Genomic DNA, 22,597 nt, shown 5'->3' with positions numbered 1-22,597 from the left:
TTAATATAGAATTCATATTTAATAATAACGAGTTTATGACTAATATGCAACCCTTTTATTCTGAGAAGTATGCACGTAGTCCATCAACTACTGCTTTTTCTACAATTTGTCGATGTAATTGATCTCTAATCATATCTTCATCTGTAGGATTACTAATATAACCTAACTCTAATAATACTGCTGGTACATCTGTTTGTCTCAATACTTGGAAGTTTTCTTGTCGTGCACCTTTATTTGTTAATAAAGCTTTCTTTTGTAAGCTTGCACTCAACGTCTCTGCTAATGCTTTTTGATTTTTCTTAAACCAATAAACGGTACTACCGTTTGCTTTAGCTGATTTTAATGAATCGTTATGTATACTAATATAAGCATCACCTTTAATATTTCTATCGCTAAGACTGACATATTCATCTGAACTACGTGTCATATTCACTGTTGCACCTTCTTTTTCTAAAAGTGCTTTGAGTTCTTTAGCGGTTTTTAAAGTGTATACTTTCTCTTTACTATGTTTGTTTGTATTACTTGATGCCCCCTGATCACGTCCACCGTGACCAGGGTCAAGTACAATTATTTTATCTTTCAAAGGTTTAGCATTCTTGTTAGTGTCTGCTTGAATATTTAAATTCGTATGCCAACCAGCCACCCAGCCTTTTTCATTGTTACCGGATTCTACTTCAATCCACTTACCAGATTCGCCAATTTTATGGAAGTTTTGTCCCTTTTTGATTGAATTAATTTCTGGATAAACAGCGTTAGGTCCAGTTCTTAATTCTGCATCTTCAGTAATATAAATCGTACTACTGTTTTCATCATTATGATTTAAGAAAGCAATAATCATAATAACGAAAATGACAAATGCTACTGCGACAATAAATGTGGGGATATTTCTAAGATTATGTTTTTCTAACCAAGTATCGAGTTTTTTCATACTATTTTGCCATCCTGACTTTCATAAATCACTGTTACAGGTCCATCATTAGCAATATTCACTAACATATCCGTACCAAATTCGCCTGTTAACACGTTTATTCCATAAGAACGTAATGCATCGTTAAACATTTCGTAATATTCATTTGCCTGTTCGGGAGGCATAGAATAAGAGAATCCTGGTCTGTTCCCTTTTCTAACGTCTGCATACAATGTGAATTGCGATATAGATAAAATTTCACCTTCAACTTGTTGAATATTTAAGTTAAGCTTTCCATCATTATCTTCAAATAACCGTGCATTCACAATTTTTTTTGCTAATGCCAAAATATCAGCCTCGGTAGATGTTTTACCAACACCAACAAATAAGCAATATCCTTTTTTTATTTTATTTTCAATATTTTCATTAGAAACCGAAGCTTCTTTTACTCTTTGTACGACTATTTTCATGTATGTTGCACCTCTAATTCCAAACTCTTGTGACAGTATATACATCGCCGAGTTGTTTAATCTTGTCTACAACTTGGTAAACTTCATTAACATTTTTTACCATAACACTAATATTAATTACAGCATTTTTATCGATATCTGACTTACCAGATACTTTCACTAAATTACTTTTAGTTGAATTTACCGCTTGTAACACTTCATTTAGAAGCCCATTTCTATCGTAAGCAGAAACTTCTAAATCTACCTGATAACGTTGAGTAGCGTCTTTAGAACGTACCCATTCTACATGAATCAAGCGGTCTTTTTCACTTTTAATATTAGGGCAATCTGTTCTATGTACTTTAATGCCATGCCCTTTAGTGATATAACCAACAATATCATCACCTGGGATTGGATTACAACATTTTGATAATTTGATTAAGACATTTTCAATACCTTCAACATATACGCCACTATCCGTTGTAATGTCTTCTTTAATAGGTACTGATTTAGAAATTTCTTGTGCTGAATTCAATGCTTTTTGTTTATCTTGAATACGCTGTTTTTCAGTCAATTTATTCACTATTTGTAAAGCTGTTACGCCACCAAAACCAACTGCAGCAAATAAGTCATCATCGTTAGCAAAATTATATTTATTATTTACTACGTCAATGTTTTCTTCATTTAATACTGTGTCTACTCTGAAACCTTGATCTTTTATTTCCGCTTCAATCATAAATTTACCCTTTTCAATGTTTGAAGAGCGATCTTGTTTTTTAAAGAAACTGCGAATTTTACTTTTCGCACTTGATGATTTTACAATTTTCAACCAATCTCTACTTGGACCGTAAGAATGCTTGCTTGTTCTAATTTCAACAATATCTCCAGTCTGCAATACATAGTCTATAGGTTCGATCTTACCATTTACTTTTGAACCTATCATTTTATTACCTACTTCACTATGAACTGCATATGCAAAATCAATAGGAACTGCACCGTAAGGCAATTCTACAACGTCACTTTCTGGTGTAAATGCATATACTTTGTCACTTTGTAAATCAAATTTAAGTGTTTCCATAAATTCTTCAGCATCCGAAGTAGTATTGTCTGTTTCTGCAAACTCTTTAATCCAATTTAATTTTTTATTAAAGTTTTGTGCTTTCTCAGTTACTTTTTTGCCTTCTTTATATGCCCAGTGTGCTGCTACACCATGTTCAGCGATTTCATGCATTTCAGAAGTTCTGATTTGTATTTCAAGCGGATCGCCGTTTGGACCAACAACAGTTGTATGCAGTGACTGATACATATTTTGTTTTGGCATCGCAATGTAATCCTTAAATCTACCAGGCATCGGTTTCCAAAGTGTGTGTACTAAGCCCAGTACAGCGTAACAATCATTGATAGAATTTACGATAATTCTAACAGCTAATAAATCGAAAATTTGATCAAACTGCTTCTTTTGTTTAACCATTTTTCTATATATACTATATATGTGTTTAGGTCGTCCATTGATTTCTCCAACAATATTCATGCTAGACATATCTGCTTGTATACGATTTATAGCATTTTGAATGTAATCTTCTCTTTCACTACGTTTTTTCTTCATTAAATTAACAATTCTGAAATATTGAACGCTATCTATGTATCTAAGCGCTGTATCTTCCAATTCCCATTTAATGGTATTAATACCTAATCTATGAGCCAAAGGTGCATAAATTTCGAGTGTCTCTTTAGAAATTCTAATTTGTTTTTCTCTTGGCATCGGTTTTATTGTTCTCATATTATGCAAACGATCTGCCAATTTAACTAAAATCACACGTACATCTTTAGCAATTGCGATAAATAGTTTTCGATGATTCTCCGCTTGTTGTTCTTCTTTCGAACGATATTTCACTTTTTTTAATTTTGTTACACCTTCTACAATAACTGCAATTTCTTCATTGAACATACCTTGAACATCATCAAATGTATATGGTGTATCCTCGATTACGTCATGTAAAAATCCCGCAACAATTGTTGGCCCATCTAAATGCATTTCAGTTAATATGCCAGCAACTTGAATTGGATGCATTATGTATGGTAAACCATTTTTTCGAAATTGACCTTCATGTGCCTCATAAGCAATATGATAACTTTTTAACACATATTCATAATCTTCTTTTGACAAATATGATTTGGCTTTGGATAGTACTTCATCAGCACTATATGGATATTCATTGTTCACTTAAGACACCCCTATACTAAATATTAATCGTTATTAGATACCCAGTATTATATTTCGTTAGCTTTATCTAATTTTATTTAACTACGATTGTAACGTATTTTCATTTTATTAGGTCAAATTTTGTATAATAGTTATATGATACTACATGTTATTAAATAAATAAATGAGTTCATGTGCGTATTGGGAAAATAAAGTTTATTTTTAAATATTATATAGTGTGTTCAAGTGTATGTCATTAATATGAAAGACTCAAATGTTTTAAAATTTCAAAAAAAATGAAATAGCTTAAGACAAAAGGTCTTAGGTAACTCACCGACGATTCGCTCTAATGTATACATTATATATATCTTAAATAAAAAAAGAAGCTAGAACATAAGTACATGTCTGAGCTTCTTTCGTTATCTTACTATTATATTTTATTCGTCGTATGAGATTAAACTCATTACGTCGTAATCTTCTATTTTTTCAATACCGTTAAGATATTTAAGTTCAATGATAAATGCAATACCTACAACGATGCCACCTAATTGTTCAACAAGTTTAATTGCCGCTTCAATCGTTCCACCCGTAGCTAATAAGTCATCGGTAATTAACACACGTTGACCTGGTTTAAGCGCATCTTTATGCATTGTTAGCACATTTGTCCCATATTCTAAATCGTATTCGTAGCGAATTACTTCTCTTGGTAATTTGCCTTCTTTTCTAACTGGCGCAAAACCAATACCCATTGAATAAGCTACTGGGCAACCTATGATAAAGCCACGCGCTTCTGGTCCAACTATCACATCTACATCACGGTCTTTAGCATAATGGACAATTTGATCTGTAGCATAACCAAATACTTCACCGTTATCCATAATTGTTGTAATATCTTTAAAGTTAACTCCAGGCTTTGGCCAATCTTCTACTTCCGACACATACTGTTTTAAATCCATTCAAACTTCCTCCTATTTATCTACCAGTTCAGACTTAATCCATTGCTTTAAATTAGTAAAATCTTCATAAAGCAACATTTTTTCAACTTCAATTCTTTCCAAACGACCTTGATAATACTTACTCGATTCAATTGCTTTCTTAGTGGAGTCGCTATTTATCTTAATTATACCATTTTCATCTTTGATAAACTCTAAATCAAGGAAAACTTTCAAGATGAATTTAAGCATACTAGACTGTATATTTAAGTATTGGCAAAGTTGCACACCATCTTTAGCTAAATTAGTTTCTTTTTTCGTAGCTAACGCTTTAAAGCATTGTTTGAATGTTTCCATTTTGGGCATGCCTTCGAAATAAATCGAGCGTTCATGATTTAAAACAAGGTAAATTTGGGAAACCTCCACAGTTTTCAAAGTATCTCTGATTTCTTGTATCGAAGCAGGCAAATCGCGGAACACATATTTATCATAATTTTGTTGAATTTCATCACCATAAAAGTAATAATTCTCGCCTAGTTTTTCACTTTTTTTATGAATAAGATAAGCTACATCCGTTGAATTTTGCTCAAAGCCACTCACTTTACTTTTACTTCGATAATCAAGAATTTGTAAGTTATTACTTGATAAGTCTTGTATCATGAATTGAGGAGATTGAAAACCATTCCATTCATTAATCTGCAACGTACCGATACAATTAATCGGTTGCTGTTCTCCTAATTCTTTAACAAGGTGCCCGTTTTGCCAAAAGATAGCCTGTAATTGACTTTCACCCATTACGAGTTTGAGATGTTTCTGTTCTTGGCCAATTCCTTTTACTTGATTGACATTAACATCTTGTAATTCAAAGCATGGACTAGAAAAGTCTGTGCCAAAAGGGCGTAGTCTTTGAATATCTTGAATATTTTTTATTGTTATATCAGCTTCTGAAATTTTAACATCTACTTTTTTACGTGGCTCAAGTGATGTTGTTTCAGCAAGTTGAGTCATCCAATCATTTAATCCTTGTCTCAGTGTTTCAATGTGTTCTATAGGCATCGTTACACCTGCAGCCATATGATGACCACCAAATTTCGAAATTAAATCACCATGTGCATTCAAAACTTCGAACATTGAGACTTGAGCTATGCTACGAGCTGAGCCTTTTGCATGGCCTTGCGCCTCATCGACATTTAATATAAGCGTTGGTAAACTATACGTTTCTACAACTTTAGAAGCCACTATGCCTAAAACACCTTCATGCCAATTAGGTTCAGCTAATAATAAAAATTTAGCGCCTTGTTGTACTTGTGCTTCAGCAACTTGTAATGCTTCTTCAGAAATTTGTGCAACGATATCTTTACGCTCTTGATTAAAGAATTCAACTTGTTCAGCTAAAAAATCAGCTTCTTCATCTGTTTCAGCCATTAATAATTCTGCAGCAAGCGCAGCATCTTCAAGTCTACCTACTGCGTTTAAACGAGGGCCGATGATAAAACCGATTGTTTCTTCATTAATTTCATCACTGTAACCAGCTTGTTTTAAAATCGCCCTTATAGATGGTGGACAATGATCATTAAGAACTTCTAATCCTTGTTGAACTAAAGTTCGATTTTCATCCGTTAAAGATACTAAATCAGCAATTGTTCCTATAGCAACTAAGCCAAGAAAATATGCAGGTGGCTCATCCAATAAATTCTGTGCTAATTTATAAGCTACGCCTGCACCACATAAATATTTGAATGGATAATCAAATTCCGGATGCATTGGATGTACAATTGCATAAGCATTAGGCATTGTTCTACCAATTTCGTGATGGTCTGTCACAATTACATCGACACCTAAATCTTGCACCATTTGTATTTCTTCATGGCCTTGTATGCCATTATCTACAGTAATAATGAGTGAAATCTCTTCTTCATAAGCATTTTTGAACGCCATTTCATTTGGACCATAACCTTCAGAGAAACGATTCGGTATATACCAACCTACATGTGCGCCCAACTCTTTTAACGTGTTTACGAGTATAGTTGTAGACGTTACACCATCTGCATCATAATCACCATACACTAAAATCTTTTGATTTTGATCTATCGCCAAATTAATACGTTCGACAGCTTTAGTCATATCGCTCATTAATAATGGATCATGTGTGACTTGAGTGCCTTTTAACAAAGCCTCAATTGATGGTTTATCAGTTAATCCTTTACTTTCTAAGATTTTCTTTACAATAGGAGTTAGCTTTAAGTCTGATGAAACTTCCTCTGTAATCTCAGTTTCTGGTGCGTTAACATCCCAAGTATACTTGGATTTAATCATACTATTCTCCCTCATTTCCACAAGCAATTATACAAAAGATATTCGAAAATAAAAAGTACTTACATTTAAATAAGACTTTCTATTATATTTATACAGCGAATACCATGGTTTTTTAAAAAATTCACAAATACATCTTAACATGAAATGCAATATACTTTAGCTTAATAACCATCATTCATATTTAAAATTACTATATTCGTTAATACCTTTTTAAACACATAAAAAAACAGCCCGAATTTTTAATTCGAGCTGTTTCACTTTCTTTAACATATTTTAGCTATAGTTTTCACTAGATTCAAAGTACTTACATCCTGTGCAACTTATACTAAGATTTTTTCATCATTTGATTTTTTCTCTTTATAAACGACAATCTTATGATCATCTGATTTTTTAAGTTGACGTTTCTTCATAATGCCCCATAACGGTACTGCGATAAACACAGATGAGAACACACCTGAAATCAGACCGATAAGTAAGGCTAATGAGAAGTTAAAGATACTTGGTGCACCAAATGCCAGTAACGAAATAACTACGATAACTACTGTTAAAACAGTATTGATAGAACGTGTCATTGTCTGACGAATCGATCTATTAACAATATCGTCTATTTGAGATTTCTTCGTAATTACTTTTACTTTGTGTAAGTTTTCCCGGACCCTATCAAATGTAACAATCGTATCATTGATAGAGTAACCAATAATCGTTAATACTGCAGCGATAAAGGTAATATCCACCTCTAATCTGAATAAACTAAATACAGCAACAATCATAAATGCATCATGTAGTAATGCAATTACGGATGATAGCCCCATACGCCACTCAAATCTAAATGTAGTATATATAATAATACCAATAGCAGCATATACAAGTGCAAACATAGCATTTTTAGCAAGTTCCCGACCAATCACAGGTGAAACCGTATTGACCGTTGGATCATTACCAAATTCATTATCTATAGTACTCTTAATTTTAGCAACTTCATCTTTAGACAAATCATTTTTAAATTGGACGGTTGCATTTTGTCCATTTTTACCTAATGAAACCTGAGAGGGTTTGAAATCTTTATCTTCAAGTGTTTGAGTTACTTTTTCCTCTGACACTTTATTTTCAGATTCAAAATCAACTCTCGTACCACTTGTGAAGTCAATACCTAAATTTAATTTGAAAATGAAGAGAATGATGGCACCAACAATGATAATAATGGCACTTAATGATAACAATGGTTTCGCTAATTTCATAAAGTCCCAACGCTCATATGGCGTTCTCAAATTATGAATATCTTTTTCTTCATTGATATTATGAATATCTTTCTTGTTTACACCAAATAACCAATATGATTTTTTGAAGTAATTAGATGACACAAGTAGTGATAATAGCAATCTTGATAGGAACACTGCTGTTACGAAGATCATTAAGATACCAATAAGTAACATAGTTGCGAAACCTTTAACTGAACTTTCACCAAAGAAGAACAACACTGCGGCTGCGATAACAGTTGTTAACTGTGCATCGAAAATGGTTAAGAAAGAACTCTTATTCGCCTTTTTATAAGCTTGTTTGAGCGTCCGTCCAATTTTGAGCTCATCTTTAATCCGCTCATACATTATAATGTTCGCATCGACAGCCATACCGACACCTAACACTAAAGCTGCTAAACCTGGTAATGTAAGTACACCAGATATAAAGTTAAATGCTACCATTGTTAGGTATATATACGCCGTTAGTGCAATAATTGCTACTAAACCTGGTAAACGGTAGAAACCTAACATGAATAGATAAATTACTGCGATACCAATTACAGCAGCAAATACTGTTTTATCTAATGCATCTTGACCAAATTGGGCGCCAACTGAATTAGAATAAATCTCATTTAAATCTACTGGTAAGGAACCTGCATTTAATAAATCAGCAATTTGTTTTGCCTCTTTAATGCCTTCTTCACCGTTAAATCCACCTGAAATTTCAACACTATCAGAGTTAATTGGTTTATCTACTGAAGCAGCTGAAACGAATTTCGGATCTTTTTTAGTCACTTCTTTATGGTAAGAATCGCCTTTTTCGTAATCTAACCAAACAACCATGACGTTTTCATCTTTTTTCGAAATTTCTTCAGTTACTTTTTTAAATTTATCACTATCTTTTAATTGGAAAGTAACTGCTGGTTGATTCGTATTCTCTTTGAATTCTTGTTTTGCTGAACCTTGTTGAATATCTTTACCAGTCAATTTGATATTATCATCTGCATCACGAATCGTTAAATTTGCTTGTGATGATAAAACATCCCGCGCTTCAGACTGGTTTTTAACACCAGCAAGTTGAACACGAATCCTATTTTTATCTTCGACTTGAATTTTCGGCTCGGAAACACCTAAGACGTTGACACGATTTTCAAGCGTTTTCGCTGTTGATTTAACCGCTTTATCGTCAATTTTATCATCTTTTTGTAAAGGATCTACTTGATATAAGACCTCAAATCCACCTTGTAAGTCTAAACCAAGACTAACGTCTTTAACTACACTCTTATAAGTAAATGCCATAGCGCCCAACAACAGAGCTACCAACACTATGAATGCAACTATTCTACTACTCTTCTTCACTTAAACACCTCATTGTAAGCTTATGTTATAAGAATACTTGATTAAATCATTTTAATGCAATTTTATACAATCTATACGTTTTTCTAAACGACCTTATTATCTTAACATATTACAACGTGTGTAAAAACTAACTCAACTATTTTGTATTCATAACTTAATTGTAAGCGTTATTAACTTTTTAAATTGTTACAAGAATATTACTCGTTTATACGTTAAGCTATGATGATTATATACTAGGTCATTTTAAATTATAACACTATATCAGCATATTGTTTAAGAAAGTATATATGATTTCCATTAATGTTTCAGTAGAATATGTCAATAAAAAAAGAACTGATATTTTCATATCAGTTCTTTACTTTATTATGAAGGATCAACTTGTTTTATAGCAGGTTTTTCTAAAGTGATTTCAGTACCGTTGCCATTTAAAGTTAATACTACTGTAGTTTCATCTACTGCACGAACAGTACCTTTGATACCACCGATTGTAGTTACATGTTGGCCAGAACTTACTTGGCTAATCATTTCACGATGCTCTTTCGCTCTTTTTTGTTGTGGTCTGATTAAGAAAAACCACATTAATGCTAATAATAAAATTGGTAATATTAATGAAGTAAATTGCATTATTTTATTTCTCCCTTGTTAAAAGTTTTTTGGGTTGTCTACATTAAGTCCATACTGTTCAAAGAATTCTTCTTTAAAATCAAGAAGACGATCTTCACGAATAGCTTGTCGTACATTTTCCATTAATTTTAGCAAGAAATGTAAATTATGATAAGTAGTAAGACGGATACCAAAAGTTTCTTCTGCTTTAATTAAATGTCTTATGTAAGCTCTACTATAATTTTTACAAGTATAGCAGTCACAATTTTCATCAAGTGGTCCTAAATCTTCTGCATATTTGGCATTTTTAATAGTCACTCGTCCATGTGAAGTCATACAAGTACCGTTACGTGCGATACGTGTTGGTAGTACACAGTCAAACATGTCTATACCTCGAATACTACATTCAATCAATGCATCTGGTGAACCCACACCCATTAAATAACGTGGTTTATCCTTCGGCATAAATTGTTCAGTATGCGTCACCATATCGTACATTACTGGCTTAGGCTCTCCTACAGACAAGCCACCAATTGCATATCCTGGAAAATCTAAAGCAACTAATTCCTCAGCGCTTTGTTTTCTAAGATCTTTATATTCTCCGCCTTGTATAATACCAAACAAAGCTTGATCTTCAGGTCTCTTATGTGCTTTCAAACATCTCTCAGCCCATCTAGTGGTTCTTTCAATAGAATCTTTCACATATTTATATTCGGCAGGCATTGGAGGACATTCGTCAAATGCCATCATAATATCTGAACCTAGATCATTTTGAATCTCTGTAGCTTTCTCAGGACTCAAAAATAGTTTCGATCCATTTTTGTGATGACGGAACTCTACGCCTTTTTCAGTAATGTTTCTCAAATTACTTAAGCTAAATACTTGGAAACCGCCAGAATCAGTCAGTATAGGACCATTCCAGTTCATGAACTGATGTAAGCCCCCACTCTTTTTGATAATATCATTTCCTGGCTGTAACCACAAATGATAAGTATTCCCTAAAATGATTTTCGCTTCCATCTGATGTAATTCTTCTGGACTCATTGTTTTAACAGTTGCTTTTGTTCCTACTGGCATAAACATCGGTGTTTCAAATGATCCATGAGGTGTGTGTACAATACCTAAACGCGCACCTGATTGCTTACAAGTTTTAATATGCTCATACGTTACTGCTGGCATATAAAATCTCCTTTCATTCCCTAAATAATTAACATTGCATCTCCGAAACTAAAGAATCTGTATTCTGATTTTACCGCTTGTTGATATGCATTTAAAATATAATCTCTACTACTGAAAGCAGATACTAGCATTACAAGCGTTGATTTTGGTAAATGAAAGTTTGTAATTAAACCATCAATTGCCTTAAATGTATAGCCTGGGAAGATAAAGATATCTGTCCAGCCGCTTTGAGCTTTAAATGCCTCATTTGTTTGCATAATCGTTTCTAATGTCCTAGTTGAAGTTGTACCTACAGAAATTACACGATGTCCTTTAGACTTGGTTTCATTTAACAACTTCGCTGTTTCTTGGTCCATTTGATAATATTCACTGTGCATTTCATGATCGTCAATATTATCTACACTTACAGGTCTAAATGTACCTAAACCAACATGTAGTGTAATGAATGCGATGTTAATACCTTTTGCTTTTATACGATTTAATAATTCATCAGTAAAATGTAACCCTGCTGTTGGTGCTGCTGCAGAACCAGATGCTTTGGCATAAACAGTTTGATAACGATCTTGATCATCTAAGCGTTCTTTAATATAAGGAGGTAACGGCATTTCACCAAGCTCATCTAAGCGCTCTTGTAATATGCCCTCGTAATGTAGTCTCATTATACGACCACCTTGATTTAACTCCTCAATACACTCAGCAACTATTTTGCCATCACCGAACGATAATTTGTTACCAACTTTGATTCTTTTTGCAGGTTTTAATAATACTTCCCAATCATTACCAGAGATTTGTGTCAGCATTAGCATCTCTACTTTTGCACCGGTTTCTTCTTTCAAACCAAACAAACGAGCTGGCATTACTCTTGTATCGTTTAATACAAGTGTGTCACCTTTATCTAAGTAATCAATGACATCTTTAAAATGTTTATGTTCAATATCACCAGTTTGTCTGCCAAGAACTAATAATTTACTCTCATCTCTGTTTTTCAGAGGTGTTTGTGCTATCAATGCTTCAGGCAAATGATAATCAAATGCTTCAATATCCAAGCTTATTCCCTCTTTCCATTCTTGCTAAAATGTTCAAATGCATAAGGTGTCGCTTTCCGTCCTCTTGGCGTACGCTCAATGAAACCTTTTTGAATTAAAAAGGGTTCATATACATCTTCAATTGTAATGCGTTCCTCACCAATAGAAACAGCTATCGTATCCAAACCAACAGGTCCGCCTTTATACTGCTGCAATATACAATTCATCATTTTATGATCAATGTAATCTAGCCCTTCATCATCTACTTGTAATAACTTCAGAGATTGCTTTGTAGTATCTATGCTAATTGATTCATCTTCCTTCACTTGTTGAAAATCACGTACACGTTTTAACAAACGATTGGCAACCCTTGGCGTACCTCGACTACGTTTAGCTAATTCCGTTGCACTTTCTTTATCAATAGACGTTCCCAATACTTCAGCAGTACGCACAATAATTTCTTCTAATTCAGGTTCTTCGTAATACTCTAATCTGAGATGAACACCGAATCTATCACGTAACGGAGCCGTTAAGCTACCTGCTCTTGTAGTAGCACCTATTAAAGTAAATGGTGGCAAGTCTATACGAATACTTCTCGCTTCTTCTCCTTTACCAATAACGATGTCCAAAAAGAAATCTTCCATTGCAGGATATAATACTTCTTCAACAACACTACTTAACCTGTGAATTTCATCAATAAATAAAACGTCTCCTGGTTGTAAACTAGAAAGAATCGCCGCTAAATCACCTGGCCGTTCTACAGATGGCCCAGAAATCGTTCTAATATTTACTTCCATTTCATTCGCAATGATGTTAGACAAAGTCGTTTTACCTAATCCAGGGGGGCCAAATAATAGGACATGATCTAACGGCTCTTGTCTCATTTTAGCTGCTTTAATAAACACTTCTAAATTCGATTTAATCGCTGATTGTCCAATATATTGACGTAACCTTGTTGGTCGTAAAGAAAGTTCAAATGAAGATTCCTCTTCATGTACTGATTGGTCTACCATTCTATCATCCATTACATTCCCCCCTTTTTAAATATAGTAATATTTATGATATAAGTAATTGTAATCCTCTTTTAACTGCATCATCGACAGATTCAAATGATTCTTTAGTTAATGTTTTTTCGACTTTAGTCAATTCACGTTTAGAATAACCTAATGCTTCTAATGCTAGCATTGCTTCTTTAACAATTGCAGTTGCGCCATTACTATCAATTCCCATGTTTAATAGCTGACTGCTATCTACTTCGTTAATCTGAACCTTACCTTTAAGATCCAAGACAATTTGGCGTGCAGTTTTTTTACCTATTCCAGGGAATTGTGTTAAATAAGCATCATTTTCATTCTCGATGGCAATTTTGACGTCATTCGGAGAACTACTTGCTAAAATAGCTAGTGCAGATTTCGGACCTATGCCAGTTACTTTTATCAAGCTTAAAAACATATCTTTTTCTTCTTGATTTATAAAGCCATAGAGCAACTGTGCATCTTCTCTTACGATAAGTGAAGTGTGAATCACAACTTCTTGATCCATTTGTTTTTGAAAACGATAAGAATTAGGTGTTTGAATCTCATATCCTACACCTGATGCTTCAACCACTACGTGTGTAGGATTCAATACTGTTAATGTGCCTTTAATATATGCGTACAAGTTTACACTTCCTTATATAGTCATACTAATTAATTCAACTTTAGAAATATGATCAATAATTTTTAAAGCTTCCATTACATCATCAATTTCCAAATCCGTACCCTTCGCATCTAATGAAAGTGTGATTGTTGCTCTTCCATCCATTGGAATACTTTGGTGAATGGTTAATACAGATAACTGTAAACTAGATAATGTATTTAATACATGTGCCAACATGCCTACGATATCATTGACATACAATATTAATGTAAACTCTCTCGTTGATTCCATTTTTTCATCAATCGGAAATATAGTATCTCGATATTTATAAAATGCACTTCTAGATAAATCAAACTGTTTGACTGCTTCAAATATGGACAATGACGGATCATTTTTTAATACATCTTTAATTTTTAAAGTTTTTACAACTGATTCTGGTAAAACATCTTCTCTAATTAAATAAAACTTTTTATAGTCTTTTTTGTCCAAATTAAGCACTCCTATTCAACAAATTCAAATTCTCCGCCAAGTATCCTTACAATATCACCATTTTCACAACCGCGTGCTCTCAACGCCTCATCAATGCCCATAGAGCGCATTTGACGTGCGAATCTACGTACTGCCGGGTCACTATTGAAGTCAGTCATCTTGAACATTCTTTCAATTGCTTTACCACTTACAACGTATGCAGCATCATCATCTCTAGTAATTGTGAAGTTATCTTGACTTGGCGTATGTTTGTACAACACTCTGTTAACACCCAAGTCTTCCTCTTCTTCTTTACTAAAGTCAATGTCTTTCACTTCTTCTAATTTATCTGCAATTGCATATAAGAGTTCGTCTATATGATCATGCATCACTGTAGATAAAGGAATAATGTGAATACTATCATCATTCAATTCTTCTTTAAAAATCTCTAAGTTATCTTCAGCATTTGGCATATCCATCTTATTTGCTACAACGATTTGAGGTCTCTCTTCTAGACGATGTTCATAAGCACTTAATTCTTCATTAATTACTTTATAATCTTCAAATGGATCGCGACCTTCAGAGCCACTCATATCAATCATATGAACAATAACTTTTGTTCTTTCAACGTGTTTTAAAAATTGATGGCCTAATCCTACACCTTCAGACGCACCTTCAATAAGACCAGGTAAATCTGCCATTACAAAACTTCTTTGATCTTTTGTGGAAACAACACCTAAGTTAGGTTTAATTGTAGTGAAATGATATGCACCAATTTTCGGTTTGGCTTTAGATACTATTGAGAGTAAGGTAGATTTACCCACACTCGGAAAACCTACTAATCCTACATCGGCTAGCAATTTTAATTCTAGCGTAACCTCTATTTCTTCACCTGGTTCTCCATTTTCACTAAAATCAGGTGCAGGGTTTCTTGGAGAAGCGAAACGAGAGTTACCTCGGCCTCCACGACCACCCTTAGCTACAGTTGCACGTTGACCATCTTCAACTAAATCTGCAACAACTTCATCTGTTTCAACATTTTTCACAATTGTGCCTGGCGGTACTTTTAGAACTAAGTGATCTGCATTTTTACCATGCATATTACTTGTTTGACCAGCGCCACCTCTATTAGCCTTGAAATGTGTTTGATATCTAAAGTCTAATAAAGTTCTTAACCCTTCATCAACTTCAAATATAATTGACGCACCATTACCACCGTCGCCACCAGCTGGGCCACCAAATGGAATATATTTCTCTCTACGATAGGCTGTTATACCGTTACCGCCATCACCTGCTTTGAGTGATATTTTAACTTGATCGACAAACATGATTTCACCTCTTTTTCTAAAAACTTAATTTCCATATCTTTTATATTATATCATTATCTTGCCTACTAGAAAATAAAGACAAAAAAATTAACACCAGAAGTCATAACTTCTGGTGTTAATGGTGACAAAAACTACTCAGCTGCTGCGTAAACAGAAACTTGTTTTTTGTCGCGACCTTTACGTTCAAATTTAACAACGCCGTCGATTTTAGCGAATAATGTATCGTCGCCACCACGACCAACATTTTCACCAGGATAGATTTTAGTACCACGTTGGCGGAATAAAATTGATCCACCTGTAACGTATTGACCATCAGCACGTTTAGCACCTAAACGTTTTGACTCAGAGTCACGTCCGTTTCTTGTAGAACTTACCCCTTTTTTAGATGCGAAGAATTGTAAGTTTAATTTTAACATTGGGTTGCACCTCACTTATAATTTAGTCTGATATTTTCTTTATATTCTTCTTCAATTGTTTGCAATGATACTAACATTGCCTGAAGAATTAATTGCGCTTTTTCATTTGTAGCATCGACACTTCTTACGTGGAAATGTCCACCGTCATCATTGTAATCAATGTCTGGCTTTTCGCTTGTTAATCCCATGATAGCATTAACGCTTCCGAAAATAACTGCGGATGCACCAGCACAAACTATATCATGCCCGTATTCGCCATGTTCTGCATGACCATCCATAATAACATCAGTTACTTGACCAGCTTCGTTCAATGTAACATCAACAGTAATCATGATTAAGCGTTGATTTTGTCGATAGTTAATTTAGTGTAAGGTTGACGATGACCTTTTTTACGTTTTGAGTCTTTACGACGTCTGTAAGTGAATACAGTGATTTTTTTACCGCGTCCTTCTTTATTAGCAGTAGCAGTAACAGTAGCACCCTCAACTGTTGGCGCACCAACTTTAACTGAGTCTCCACCTACAAATAATACTTTGTCAAAAGTGAATGTATCACCTTCGTTTAAATTTAATTTTTCAACGAAGATTTCTTGTCCTTCTTCAACTTTTAATTGTTTTCCACCTGTTTCGATAATAGCAAACATACTTTGCACCTCCTATAATTTTAAGTCACGCCAAATGCAGGTGACATAAATGTACTTGAACCTGAATCTGAGCGGTTGTATGTAGCTATGAACTACTCAACTACTGCATTTTAGCATTAGGATTTCTTACTGTCAATCTTCAATTGCACTTTTCTTAGGAATTTCATAATAATTGGGAATAAAATTGTAAGTAAAATTAAATTTAATATAAATGTAGGTATTAATCTAAATATAATAAAATCTATAAACACAAAATTAATAAGCCCTAAAATACTATACATAATTGCTACATAAATTTCTAAGAAGACTGTACTAAGTACAATAATGATAAACAGCATTGTATGATCTCTATAAAACGTTTTGAAGAAAAAGTCCATGATGACTACAAATAAAATATAGCCAAATAGATATAGACCATAAAAACTGCCGAAATATAAATCTGTAATTAGGCCTAATACTACTGATAAAACCATCGCTACACCAAAACTTCTATACACACTTAGCATCAAAATGTACATGATTGTTAAATGTGGCACGAAAATAATATCTTTATCTCCTATTTGCATTGGTATAACAAGTCCAATTGCAGTATCAATATAAAACAATACAATACCAATAAGAAAGTAGTATAATGCGCGCATTAATTATCCCCGCTTTCATTATCTGGTATTGTTTTAGGGTCTCTTTTAGCAACATAGACGTGATTTAAGTCTGCTAAACTTGCAGCTGTCTTCACTCTTACTTCTTTAGATAAACCGTACTCATCATTTTCAACTTTAGATACTTCACCTATGTAAATACTGCTAGGAAGTTGATCTGCTAAGCCGCTCGTAACAACTTTATCTCCTTTTTTAATACTATCTTTATTATTTATATCTGTAATTACAAGTTCTTCATTCTTAGCATCATAATGATCTATTAAACCAAAAACGTTTTCTCCATCATGTTGGATGTTTACAGACAATCGATTAGCACGAGTGTTCGTTGAGATTAAATCTACTTGAGACGAGAATTGATTCACTTTAGAGATGCGGCCAACTAATCCTTCTGAAGTCATCACAGCCATATTGTTTTCTATTCCATCTTTAGAACCTTGGTTTATAACCAATGTATTCATCCATTGATCAGGATTTCTAGATAGTACTGTGCTAGAAATCGGTTCATATTTTGAAATATCTTCAATATCTAATTCTTTTTTGTAAGTTTTATTTTCTGCTTTTAGTCTTTCATTTTCAGCTTCTAATTGCTTTACCTTACTACTTTGTTCTTCTGAACTTTCTTTTGCAAAGAGATTACCGATAGATCCTGTTACAAAATGTACAGGATAGCTGACTGCTTTTTGACCAAAAGCAACAGTATCTCCTACATACTGTTCTACTGGTGATTGCGTTTGTGAACGCAAAGATACACCAATTAAGGCTATAAACACAATGATTGCACACAGTATAACAATCAATTTGTTGTTTTTAAAAAACTTTGACAACCTGAACACCTCTATTAACCAACTATTTTATATTCTTATTATCATTTTATATCACTAGTGTTACGAAATAAAGCACGAACCCTAATATTCCACAACAAAATTCTTCCTACGTTGAATCACTAGTTTAACTAGATTAAGCGAATACACTTCATGTTTTGATTAAAATTAAATAAATTAAACGATACATTGTATTATAACAATACTTACAGTCAATAGTGTATTAAAAAGTTTTGATTTTCTGAATAGTAATTAATATATTATTTTTGTTAAAAAATTAAGTTTAAATACTTTTTGAGGCAAACACATGTATTTATGCCTTATACACTTAATCTTTATATATTTGCTCATATAAGAATTACAATTGCCTTTAAGTTTAAAAGCAAAAAAAAACGCCTCTACCATAAGAGACGTAAACTTACTTTAGTTATTTTCTTTTTCATCTGGATTGTTGTCGTCAGTTGATTTTTTAGCTTTTTTCTCATCTTCTTCATATAATGTTTCTTTTTTACGCCAACGTGCAAATAAATTTTGTGCTTTAGCTTGCTCAGCCATTTTCTTATCTTTAGACTGTTCACTCATAATTGGACACCAACCTTTAACGTTTTTACTTATTTAAGGCTAACGCATTTCACCCTATAATTCAAACGCATTACTCGTAGTTAGATTGTGGTTGTAGTTCAATATGCGCTCCTAATTGATTTAAATCTTGTTCCATTTCGATTTCTGTCTTATAAACACGAAGTGAATCTGAGCCAAATTTATAGATAATAAACTCATCGCCACGTTGACCAGCCAGGTATTCATCAGTATAACCCATTCTTTCTAAACCTGAAACTGACATAAACTCTTTTTTATTAATCCAATCAAACACATTTTTCGTTTGACTTAATGGTACATTATTAAGGATGTCATTATCTTCCACTGAATAGCGTTTGCCACCTGTCAAATTTTGTTGGGGTGCTTCATTATTCATAGATGGCTTATCGTCATGTACTGGGTTCCATTCTTGGTCTTTTAAAAAAGGTGCATATTTTAATGCGAAAAGTACAATTGCTACTATCGCTATGACAGCTATAATGTTTTTAACAATACTGAAAATAAACCGCATGAACCATCCTCCTATTAAGTCACTCTAAATTATAATTTTTTACGGTCGAATTATCATCAGTCTCTAGAAGTATTTAAAACTTAACTATAGACTGATGCATATGCCATATTTTCATAGTACAATGTTTTTAAAGGGAGTGAATACAGAATGAGTATTTTATCTATAATCCTGCTTGCACTCTTAGTCATACTACTATTTAGAGTAGGTTTATCAATTTTAAGATTTATAATATCTATTGGGATTATTGTGTTATGTATATATTTAGGTTACCAAGGTATTCTTTGGTTAATGGAGAATTTTAACACTTATTTCAATTTCATAAATTAAAATTTTAGCGCTTAAGGATTAAATTATCCATTAAGCGCATTTTTTGTACTATTAGGTTTAAAAATTTTAATACTTTTACTTCAAATATGTAAAAATTACAAATTACCACTTACAAAACTTAACATATACTATAAAAACTTGTCATTTACTTACTTTCCTACACCATTACTTAACACTTGATAAACATAATAACAGCCACTTAATAATAGTGCCCATATGATTGCTACCGCTATAGCGCTCAATAAATAAATCCATATCGAAGTTGATGTATGATTAAATACAACGAATAATATAGTTGTAATTACAACGCCGATAACTGAAACAACTATGGCAATACCTGTTCTTTTCAAATTAATTGCTTGGCGCTTTTTGGTGAGTTGCATAAGATACACTACAGGTAACAATAACCCGATTAATAAGATACTTCCCAATATATAATCCTCCTTATATAACATCTTGATTATACATTACCTTGACGCATACCGGAAGATTAATGTACTCCATAAAACAAATATGTCATATGCAAAAAAGACATCCCTTCATAAGCACAGGATGTCATTAATATATAATGTTAATTTAAATGCTTAAACAAACTCTTCATATTCACGCGGATTTTGACCTTCAACACGACCGCTTTCACCTTGATCTAAAGCATCAATCTTATCTAAGTCTTCTTGTTCTAATTCAAAGTCAAGATAATTATAATTTTCTTGTTGATGTACGTCATCACTCGATTTAACAATTGGAAATACATGGTTTTGATTAACCCAGTTAATAATCACTTGAGCGGGCGTACGATTATATTTATCAGCAATAGTTTTAATCGTATCATTTGTAAGAACATCATTAATTTCACGTCCTAAAGGACTCCATGCTTCTGATAAAATACCTCTTTTATCATTTTCTGCTATTAAATCTTTATTATTGAAATACGGTTGTATCTCTATTTGATTGGTAGCTGGTGTCACTCCTGTTGCTTCAATAATTTCATCTAAATGTTCAGGCATAAAATTAGAAACACCAATTGTTTTAATTAAACCATATTTCTGTGCATCGACTAATGCTTTCCAGGCCTCAACGAATTTACCTTGTTTAGGATTCGGCCAATGTATTAAGTATTTGTCAAAATAATCTAACCCAGTACGATAAAGTGACTCTTGAATAAGATTAATCGCTTTATCATATTCATGAGCAGCGCCTGGTAATTTAGCACTTACATAAATCTGTTCTCGAGGAATTGACGAACGACGAATTGCTTCGCCTACCATACCTTCATTGTTATAATTAGTTGAAGTATCTATTAAGCTATAGCCTAAATCAATTGCATTTATTACTTGATTAACGCCTTTTCCGCCTTGAATATTCACCGTTCCTAATCCTATATGAGGTAAAGTTGATCCATCATTTAAACGAAATTCATCATACATTGTCATTCATAATCCTTCCCTTCTTCCATGTATTTAAAAATCAGCATAAACAAGTTGATTTTATATTCGTTACTTTCTATTTCTACCCGTTTTAATAATTTAATAATCTGGGAAAATATTCAGACTATCAAAACCGATGGATGTTTTAATTTATATAATCGTTATATTATTTTTTCAACGACAAAAGACAAACTAAGTAATAACTGTATTAGTTTGTCTCCTTTTGATATAAAGTTAGTTTTTAGTACTCATTACTCTCTACTTCATACTTAATATTTAATTGTTTTAATAACTTATTTATTTCCAATTCCAATAACGGTTGTTCAATGTCTCTAACTAAATTTATATATAACTTATTATCATAACTTAACATACTGCAGTTGTATGGCGTTCGTGATCGAGTGTTAAGTATACAGTCTACTCTATCTATATATTTATCCATTTCCATTGGCATTCGAATTAATCCTAAATTCGACAGAGTTAAGCATGTTGTTTTTTCGCTAAATAAAAATGAACGCTTAAGAAAATATTGCTTGATAAATAATGGCATCATTTTAATGAATATACTATTCTGTATGCTCACATTTTTCTGAATCCTTGTTCGTAAATTATCTTCCGATAATCCTGACTTAAGTTGATTATCAATAATTTTAATAATTTCATTCAAAGTATAATCTTTAACTTTAGGATTAATTTGAGGTTTCATATAGAGGACAAAATTACGTAACGTATTTTTATGGAACACATTTCTTAAATCAATAGGCAAGAAGATTTTAATATCTTTCTGACTTTGTGTTTTCATTTCCTCTTTTTGCAAATTTATTAGCCCCATAATTATCATTGAAGCTACTAAAACAGTTAAACTTATATTCATGTCTTTAGCTATTTTCTTTATATCTACTATATCAATAATATATTTTTCTGTTTTTAATTTGTTTATTGTTTTCCCTTTTAATTGGTATACTTGGTTATTCTTAAAAGTAACTTTATTTTTTTGTTTTATTTTAATATCTTTGTAGTTGTCTGCTATTTCATCTTTACTAGGATGCTCATTAGTATCTAATATATCTTCTCTATCTTTTAAATGTAGGCCTTCTTTTCGTTTAAGATATTCATAAACTAATGATTTCAAAAATACCATGCCACCTTTACCATCAGTCAATGAATGAAATAATTCAACATGTATACTTTTTTCTGAATATAATACGCGAAAACTACTTTTATATAAATCCTTTTTCGACATATACTTTAATAGTTTTGTATCTTTTTCTATAATGGGTGCTTTATAAACTGGTTCTAGATAATACCAAAAAATACCTTTGGATATTCTAGCTGCAATTGTAGGGAATCTTTCTGTAACTACATTTAAAGCCTCTTGTAATATGGCTGGGTGTATTTCTTCTTTTAAAGTAATAGATAACCTAAATATATTTAACCAGCTTTTATTATGAGAAGCCATATGAATAATTGCTGTGTTATCAAGTTTTACTTTATACTTTTTTCGATTATGCATATATTACACTCCTCTTAATAGTTTAGATTACCTAT

The 22,597-nt window shown here is 32.7% G+C and carries 24 protein-coding genes and 1 other annotated feature; of the genes, 1 reads left to right on the top strand and 23 read right to left on the bottom strand.

What is annotated here, in order from left to right; genetic code table 11:
* Nucleotides 1–55 precede the first annotated feature (55 nt).
* The 20 genes from SOJ_RS07280 to SOJ_RS07190 all read right to left on the bottom strand — a co-directional run bounded on the left by SOJ_RS07280 (nucleotide 56) and on the right by SOJ_RS07190 (nucleotide 19,295).
* On the bottom strand, nucleotides 56–928 hold the full coding sequence (locus SOJ_RS07280) for an N-acetylmuramoyl-L-alanine amidase (RefSeq protein ID WP_002507422.1): 873 nt from the start codon (nucleotides 926–928) through the stop codon (nucleotides 56–58).
* A complete protein-coding gene (gene dtd, locus SOJ_RS07275; RefSeq protein ID WP_002507421.1) occupies nucleotides 925–1,377 on the bottom strand; it encodes a D-aminoacyl-tRNA deacylase in 453 nt (150 codons plus the stop codon). Before dtd ends, SOJ_RS07280 begins: the two co-directional genes overlap by 4 nt.
* A gap of 13 nt (nucleotides 1,378–1,390) precedes the next feature.
* Nucleotides 1,391–3,580, bottom strand: coding sequence for a RelA/SpoT family protein (locus SOJ_RS07270; protein ID WP_002507420.1), 2,190 nt, complete (start codon nucleotides 3,578–3,580; stop codon nucleotides 1,391–1,393).
* Between the two features lie 416 nt (nucleotides 3,581–3,996).
* Entirely contained in the window at nucleotides 3,997–4,515 is a 519-nt protein-coding gene (locus SOJ_RS07265) for an adenine phosphoribosyltransferase (RefSeq protein ID WP_002507419.1), read from the bottom strand.
* A 12-nt stretch (nucleotides 4,516–4,527) separates the two neighbouring features.
* Nucleotides 4,528–6,807 (bottom strand): single-stranded-DNA-specific exonuclease RecJ, encoded by a 2,280-nt coding sequence (recJ, locus tag SOJ_RS07260; protein WP_002507418.1) that lies wholly within the window; start codon nucleotides 6,805–6,807, stop codon nucleotides 4,528–4,530.
* Between the two features lie 320 nt (nucleotides 6,808–7,127).
* Nucleotides 7,128–9,404 carry a protein translocase subunit SecDF gene (gene secDF / locus SOJ_RS07255; RefSeq protein ID WP_037539505.1) on the bottom strand — a complete coding sequence of 759 codons (2,277 nt, stop codon included), beginning with the start codon at nucleotides 9,402–9,404 and terminating at the stop codon, nucleotides 7,128–7,130.
* 363 nt (nucleotides 9,405–9,767) lie between these two features.
* The gene (gene yajC / locus SOJ_RS07250) at nucleotides 9,768–10,028 is read right to left on the bottom strand and encodes a preprotein translocase subunit YajC (RefSeq protein ID WP_002507416.1); all 261 of its coding nucleotides are present in this window, start codon (nucleotides 10,026–10,028) and stop codon (nucleotides 9,768–9,770) included.
* A gap of 18 nt (nucleotides 10,029–10,046) precedes the next feature.
* The gene (gene tgt, locus SOJ_RS07245) at nucleotides 10,047–11,186 is read right to left on the bottom strand and encodes a tRNA guanosine(34) transglycosylase Tgt (RefSeq protein ID WP_002507415.1); all 1,140 of its coding nucleotides are present in this window, start codon (nucleotides 11,184–11,186) and stop codon (nucleotides 10,047–10,049) included.
* 20 nt (nucleotides 11,187–11,206) lie between these two features.
* A complete protein-coding gene (gene queA / locus SOJ_RS07240; protein ID WP_002507414.1) occupies nucleotides 11,207–12,232 on the bottom strand; it encodes a tRNA preQ1(34) S-adenosylmethionine ribosyltransferase-isomerase QueA in 1,026 nt (341 codons plus the stop codon).
* Nucleotides 12,233–12,234: 2 nt separating this feature from the next.
* A complete protein-coding gene (ruvB, locus tag SOJ_RS07235) occupies nucleotides 12,235–13,236 on the bottom strand; it encodes a Holliday junction branch migration DNA helicase RuvB (protein WP_002507413.1) in 1,002 nt (333 codons plus the stop codon).
* 31 nt (nucleotides 13,237–13,267) lie between these two features.
* A complete protein-coding gene (ruvA, locus tag SOJ_RS07230; RefSeq protein WP_002507412.1) occupies nucleotides 13,268–13,870 on the bottom strand; it encodes a Holliday junction branch migration protein RuvA in 603 nt (200 codons plus the stop codon).
* Nucleotides 13,871–13,882: 12 nt separating this feature from the next.
* Nucleotides 13,883–14,338, bottom strand: a complete 456-nt coding sequence (locus SOJ_RS07225; RefSeq protein ID WP_002507411.1) for an ACT domain-containing protein — start codon at nucleotides 14,336–14,338, stop codon at nucleotides 13,883–13,885.
* A gap of 11 nt (nucleotides 14,339–14,349) precedes the next feature.
* Nucleotides 14,350–15,645: a GTPase ObgE gene (gene obgE / locus SOJ_RS07220; protein ID WP_002507410.1), complete on the bottom strand. Its 1,296-nt coding sequence runs from the start codon at nucleotides 15,643–15,645 to the stop codon at nucleotides 14,350–14,352.
* Between the two features lie 131 nt (nucleotides 15,646–15,776).
* Entirely contained in the window at nucleotides 15,777–16,061 is a 285-nt protein-coding gene (rpmA, locus tag SOJ_RS07215; protein ID WP_002507409.1) for a 50S ribosomal protein L27, read from the bottom strand.
* 11 nt (nucleotides 16,062–16,072) lie between these two features.
* Entirely contained in the window at nucleotides 16,073–16,393 is a 321-nt protein-coding gene (locus SOJ_RS07210; RefSeq protein WP_002507408.1) for a ribosomal-processing cysteine protease Prp, read from the bottom strand.
* 2 nt (nucleotides 16,394–16,395) lie between these two features.
* Complete coding sequence (rplU, locus tag SOJ_RS07205; RefSeq protein WP_002507407.1) at nucleotides 16,396–16,704, bottom strand: 50S ribosomal protein L21; 309 nt, start codon at nucleotides 16,702–16,704, stop codon at nucleotides 16,396–16,398.
* Between the two features lie 13 nt (nucleotides 16,705–16,717).
* Nucleotides 16,718–16,791 (bottom strand) — a sequence feature (ribosomal protein L21 leader region).
* A 29-nt stretch (nucleotides 16,792–16,820) separates the two neighbouring features.
* Nucleotides 16,821–17,345 carry a rod shape-determining protein MreD gene (mreD, locus tag SOJ_RS07200; protein WP_002507406.1) on the bottom strand — a complete coding sequence of 175 codons (525 nt, stop codon included), beginning with the start codon at nucleotides 17,343–17,345 and terminating at the stop codon, nucleotides 16,821–16,823.
* Complete coding sequence (mreC, locus tag SOJ_RS07195) at nucleotides 17,345–18,187, bottom strand: rod shape-determining protein MreC (RefSeq protein WP_002507405.1); 843 nt, start codon at nucleotides 18,185–18,187, stop codon at nucleotides 17,345–17,347. Before mreC ends, mreD begins: the two co-directional genes overlap by 1 nt.
* Nucleotides 18,188–18,607: 420 nt before the next feature.
* A complete protein-coding gene (locus tag SOJ_RS14565) occupies nucleotides 18,608–18,766 on the bottom strand; it encodes a hypothetical protein (RefSeq protein WP_002507404.1) in 159 nt (52 codons plus the stop codon).
* 70 nt (nucleotides 18,767–18,836) lie between these two features.
* Nucleotides 18,837–19,295, bottom strand: a complete 459-nt coding sequence (locus SOJ_RS07190; protein ID WP_002507403.1) for a DUF4930 family protein — start codon at nucleotides 19,293–19,295, stop codon at nucleotides 18,837–18,839.
* A 147-nt stretch (nucleotides 19,296–19,442) separates the two neighbouring features.
* Between SOJ_RS07190 and SOJ_RS14190 the strand changes: the two genes are divergently transcribed.
* Nucleotides 19,443–19,622 carry a hypothetical protein gene (locus SOJ_RS14190; RefSeq protein WP_002512479.1) on the top strand — a complete coding sequence of 60 codons (180 nt, stop codon included), beginning with the start codon at nucleotides 19,443–19,445 and terminating at the stop codon, nucleotides 19,620–19,622.
* A 149-nt stretch (nucleotides 19,623–19,771) separates the two neighbouring features.
* Here the strand turns inward: SOJ_RS14190 and SOJ_RS07185 are convergent, their stop codons facing one another.
* From SOJ_RS07185 to SOJ_RS07175, 3 genes are all read right to left on the bottom strand, one after another.
* On the bottom strand, nucleotides 19,772–20,053 hold the full coding sequence (locus tag SOJ_RS07185; RefSeq protein WP_002507402.1) for a hypothetical protein: 282 nt from the start codon (nucleotides 20,051–20,053) through the stop codon (nucleotides 19,772–19,774).
* Between the two features lie 153 nt (nucleotides 20,054–20,206).
* A complete protein-coding gene (locus tag SOJ_RS07180) occupies nucleotides 20,207–21,055 on the bottom strand; it encodes an aldo/keto reductase (RefSeq protein ID WP_002507401.1) in 849 nt (282 codons plus the stop codon).
* 235 nt (nucleotides 21,056–21,290) lie between these two features.
* Complete coding sequence (locus SOJ_RS07175) at nucleotides 21,291–22,562, bottom strand: hypothetical protein (RefSeq protein ID WP_002507400.1); 1,272 nt, start codon at nucleotides 22,560–22,562, stop codon at nucleotides 21,291–21,293.
* Nucleotides 22,563–22,597 lie beyond the last annotated feature (35 nt).

It is taken from the genome of Staphylococcus sp. OJ82 (assembly GCF_000294465.1).
Taxonomy (GTDB): Bacteria; Bacillota; Bacilli; order Staphylococcales; family Staphylococcaceae; genus Staphylococcus; species Staphylococcus equorum.
This window is presented reverse-complemented; position numbering and strand designations above follow the sequence as displayed.

Coding starts and splice junctions, on each gene's coding strand:
- SOJ_RS14190 (WP_002512479.1), top strand. CDS start 19,443: ATGAGTATTTTATCTATAATCCTGCTTGCACTCTTAGTCATACTACTA.
- rplU (WP_002507407.1), bottom strand. CDS start 16,704: ATGTTTGCTATTATCGAAACAGGTGGAAAACAATTAAAAGTTGAAGAA.
- rpmA (WP_002507409.1), bottom strand. CDS start 16,061: ATGTTAAAATTAAACTTACAATTCTTCGCATCTAAAAAAGGGGTAAGT.
- SOJ_RS07190 (WP_002507403.1), bottom strand. CDS start 19,295: ATGCGGTTTATTTTCAGTATTGTTAAAAACATTATAGCTGTCATAGCG.
- mreD (WP_002507406.1), bottom strand. CDS start 17,345: ATGCGCGCATTATACTACTTTCTTATTGGTATTGTATTGTTTTATATT.
- ruvB (WP_002507413.1), bottom strand. CDS start 13,236: ATGGATGATAGAATGGTAGACCAATCAGTACATGAAGAGGAATCTTCA.
- SOJ_RS14565 (WP_002507404.1), bottom strand. CDS start 18,766: ATGAGTGAACAGTCTAAAGATAAGAAAATGGCTGAGCAAGCTAAAGCA.
- SOJ_RS07175 (WP_002507400.1), bottom strand. CDS start 22,562: ATGCATAATCGAAAAAAGTATAAAGTAAAACTTGATAACACAGCAATT.
- tgt (WP_002507415.1), bottom strand. CDS start 11,186: ATGCCAGCAGTAACGTATGAGCATATTAAAACTTGTAAGCAATCAGGT.
- recJ (WP_002507418.1), bottom strand. CDS start 6,807: ATGATTAAATCCAAGTATACTTGGGATGTTAACGCACCAGAAACTGAG.
- obgE (WP_002507410.1), bottom strand. CDS start 15,645: ATGTTTGTCGATCAAGTTAAAATATCACTCAAAGCAGGTGATGGCGGT.
- SOJ_RS07210 (WP_002507408.1), bottom strand. CDS start 16,393: ATGATTACTGTTGATGTTACATTGAACGAAGCTGGTCAAGTAACTGAT.
- yajC (WP_002507416.1), bottom strand. CDS start 10,028: ATGCAATTTACTTCATTAATATTACCAATTTTATTATTAGCATTAATG.
- SOJ_RS07280 (WP_002507422.1), bottom strand. CDS start 928: ATGAAAAAACTCGATACTTGGTTAGAAAAACATAATCTTAGAAATATC.
- dtd (WP_002507421.1), bottom strand. CDS start 1,377: ATGAAAATAGTCGTACAAAGAGTAAAAGAAGCTTCGGTTTCTAATGAA.
- SOJ_RS07180 (WP_002507401.1), bottom strand. CDS start 21,055: ATGACAATGTATGATGAATTTCGTTTAAATGATGGATCAACTTTACCT.
- SOJ_RS07265 (WP_002507419.1), bottom strand. CDS start 4,515: ATGGATTTAAAACAGTATGTGTCGGAAGTAGAAGATTGGCCAAAGCCT.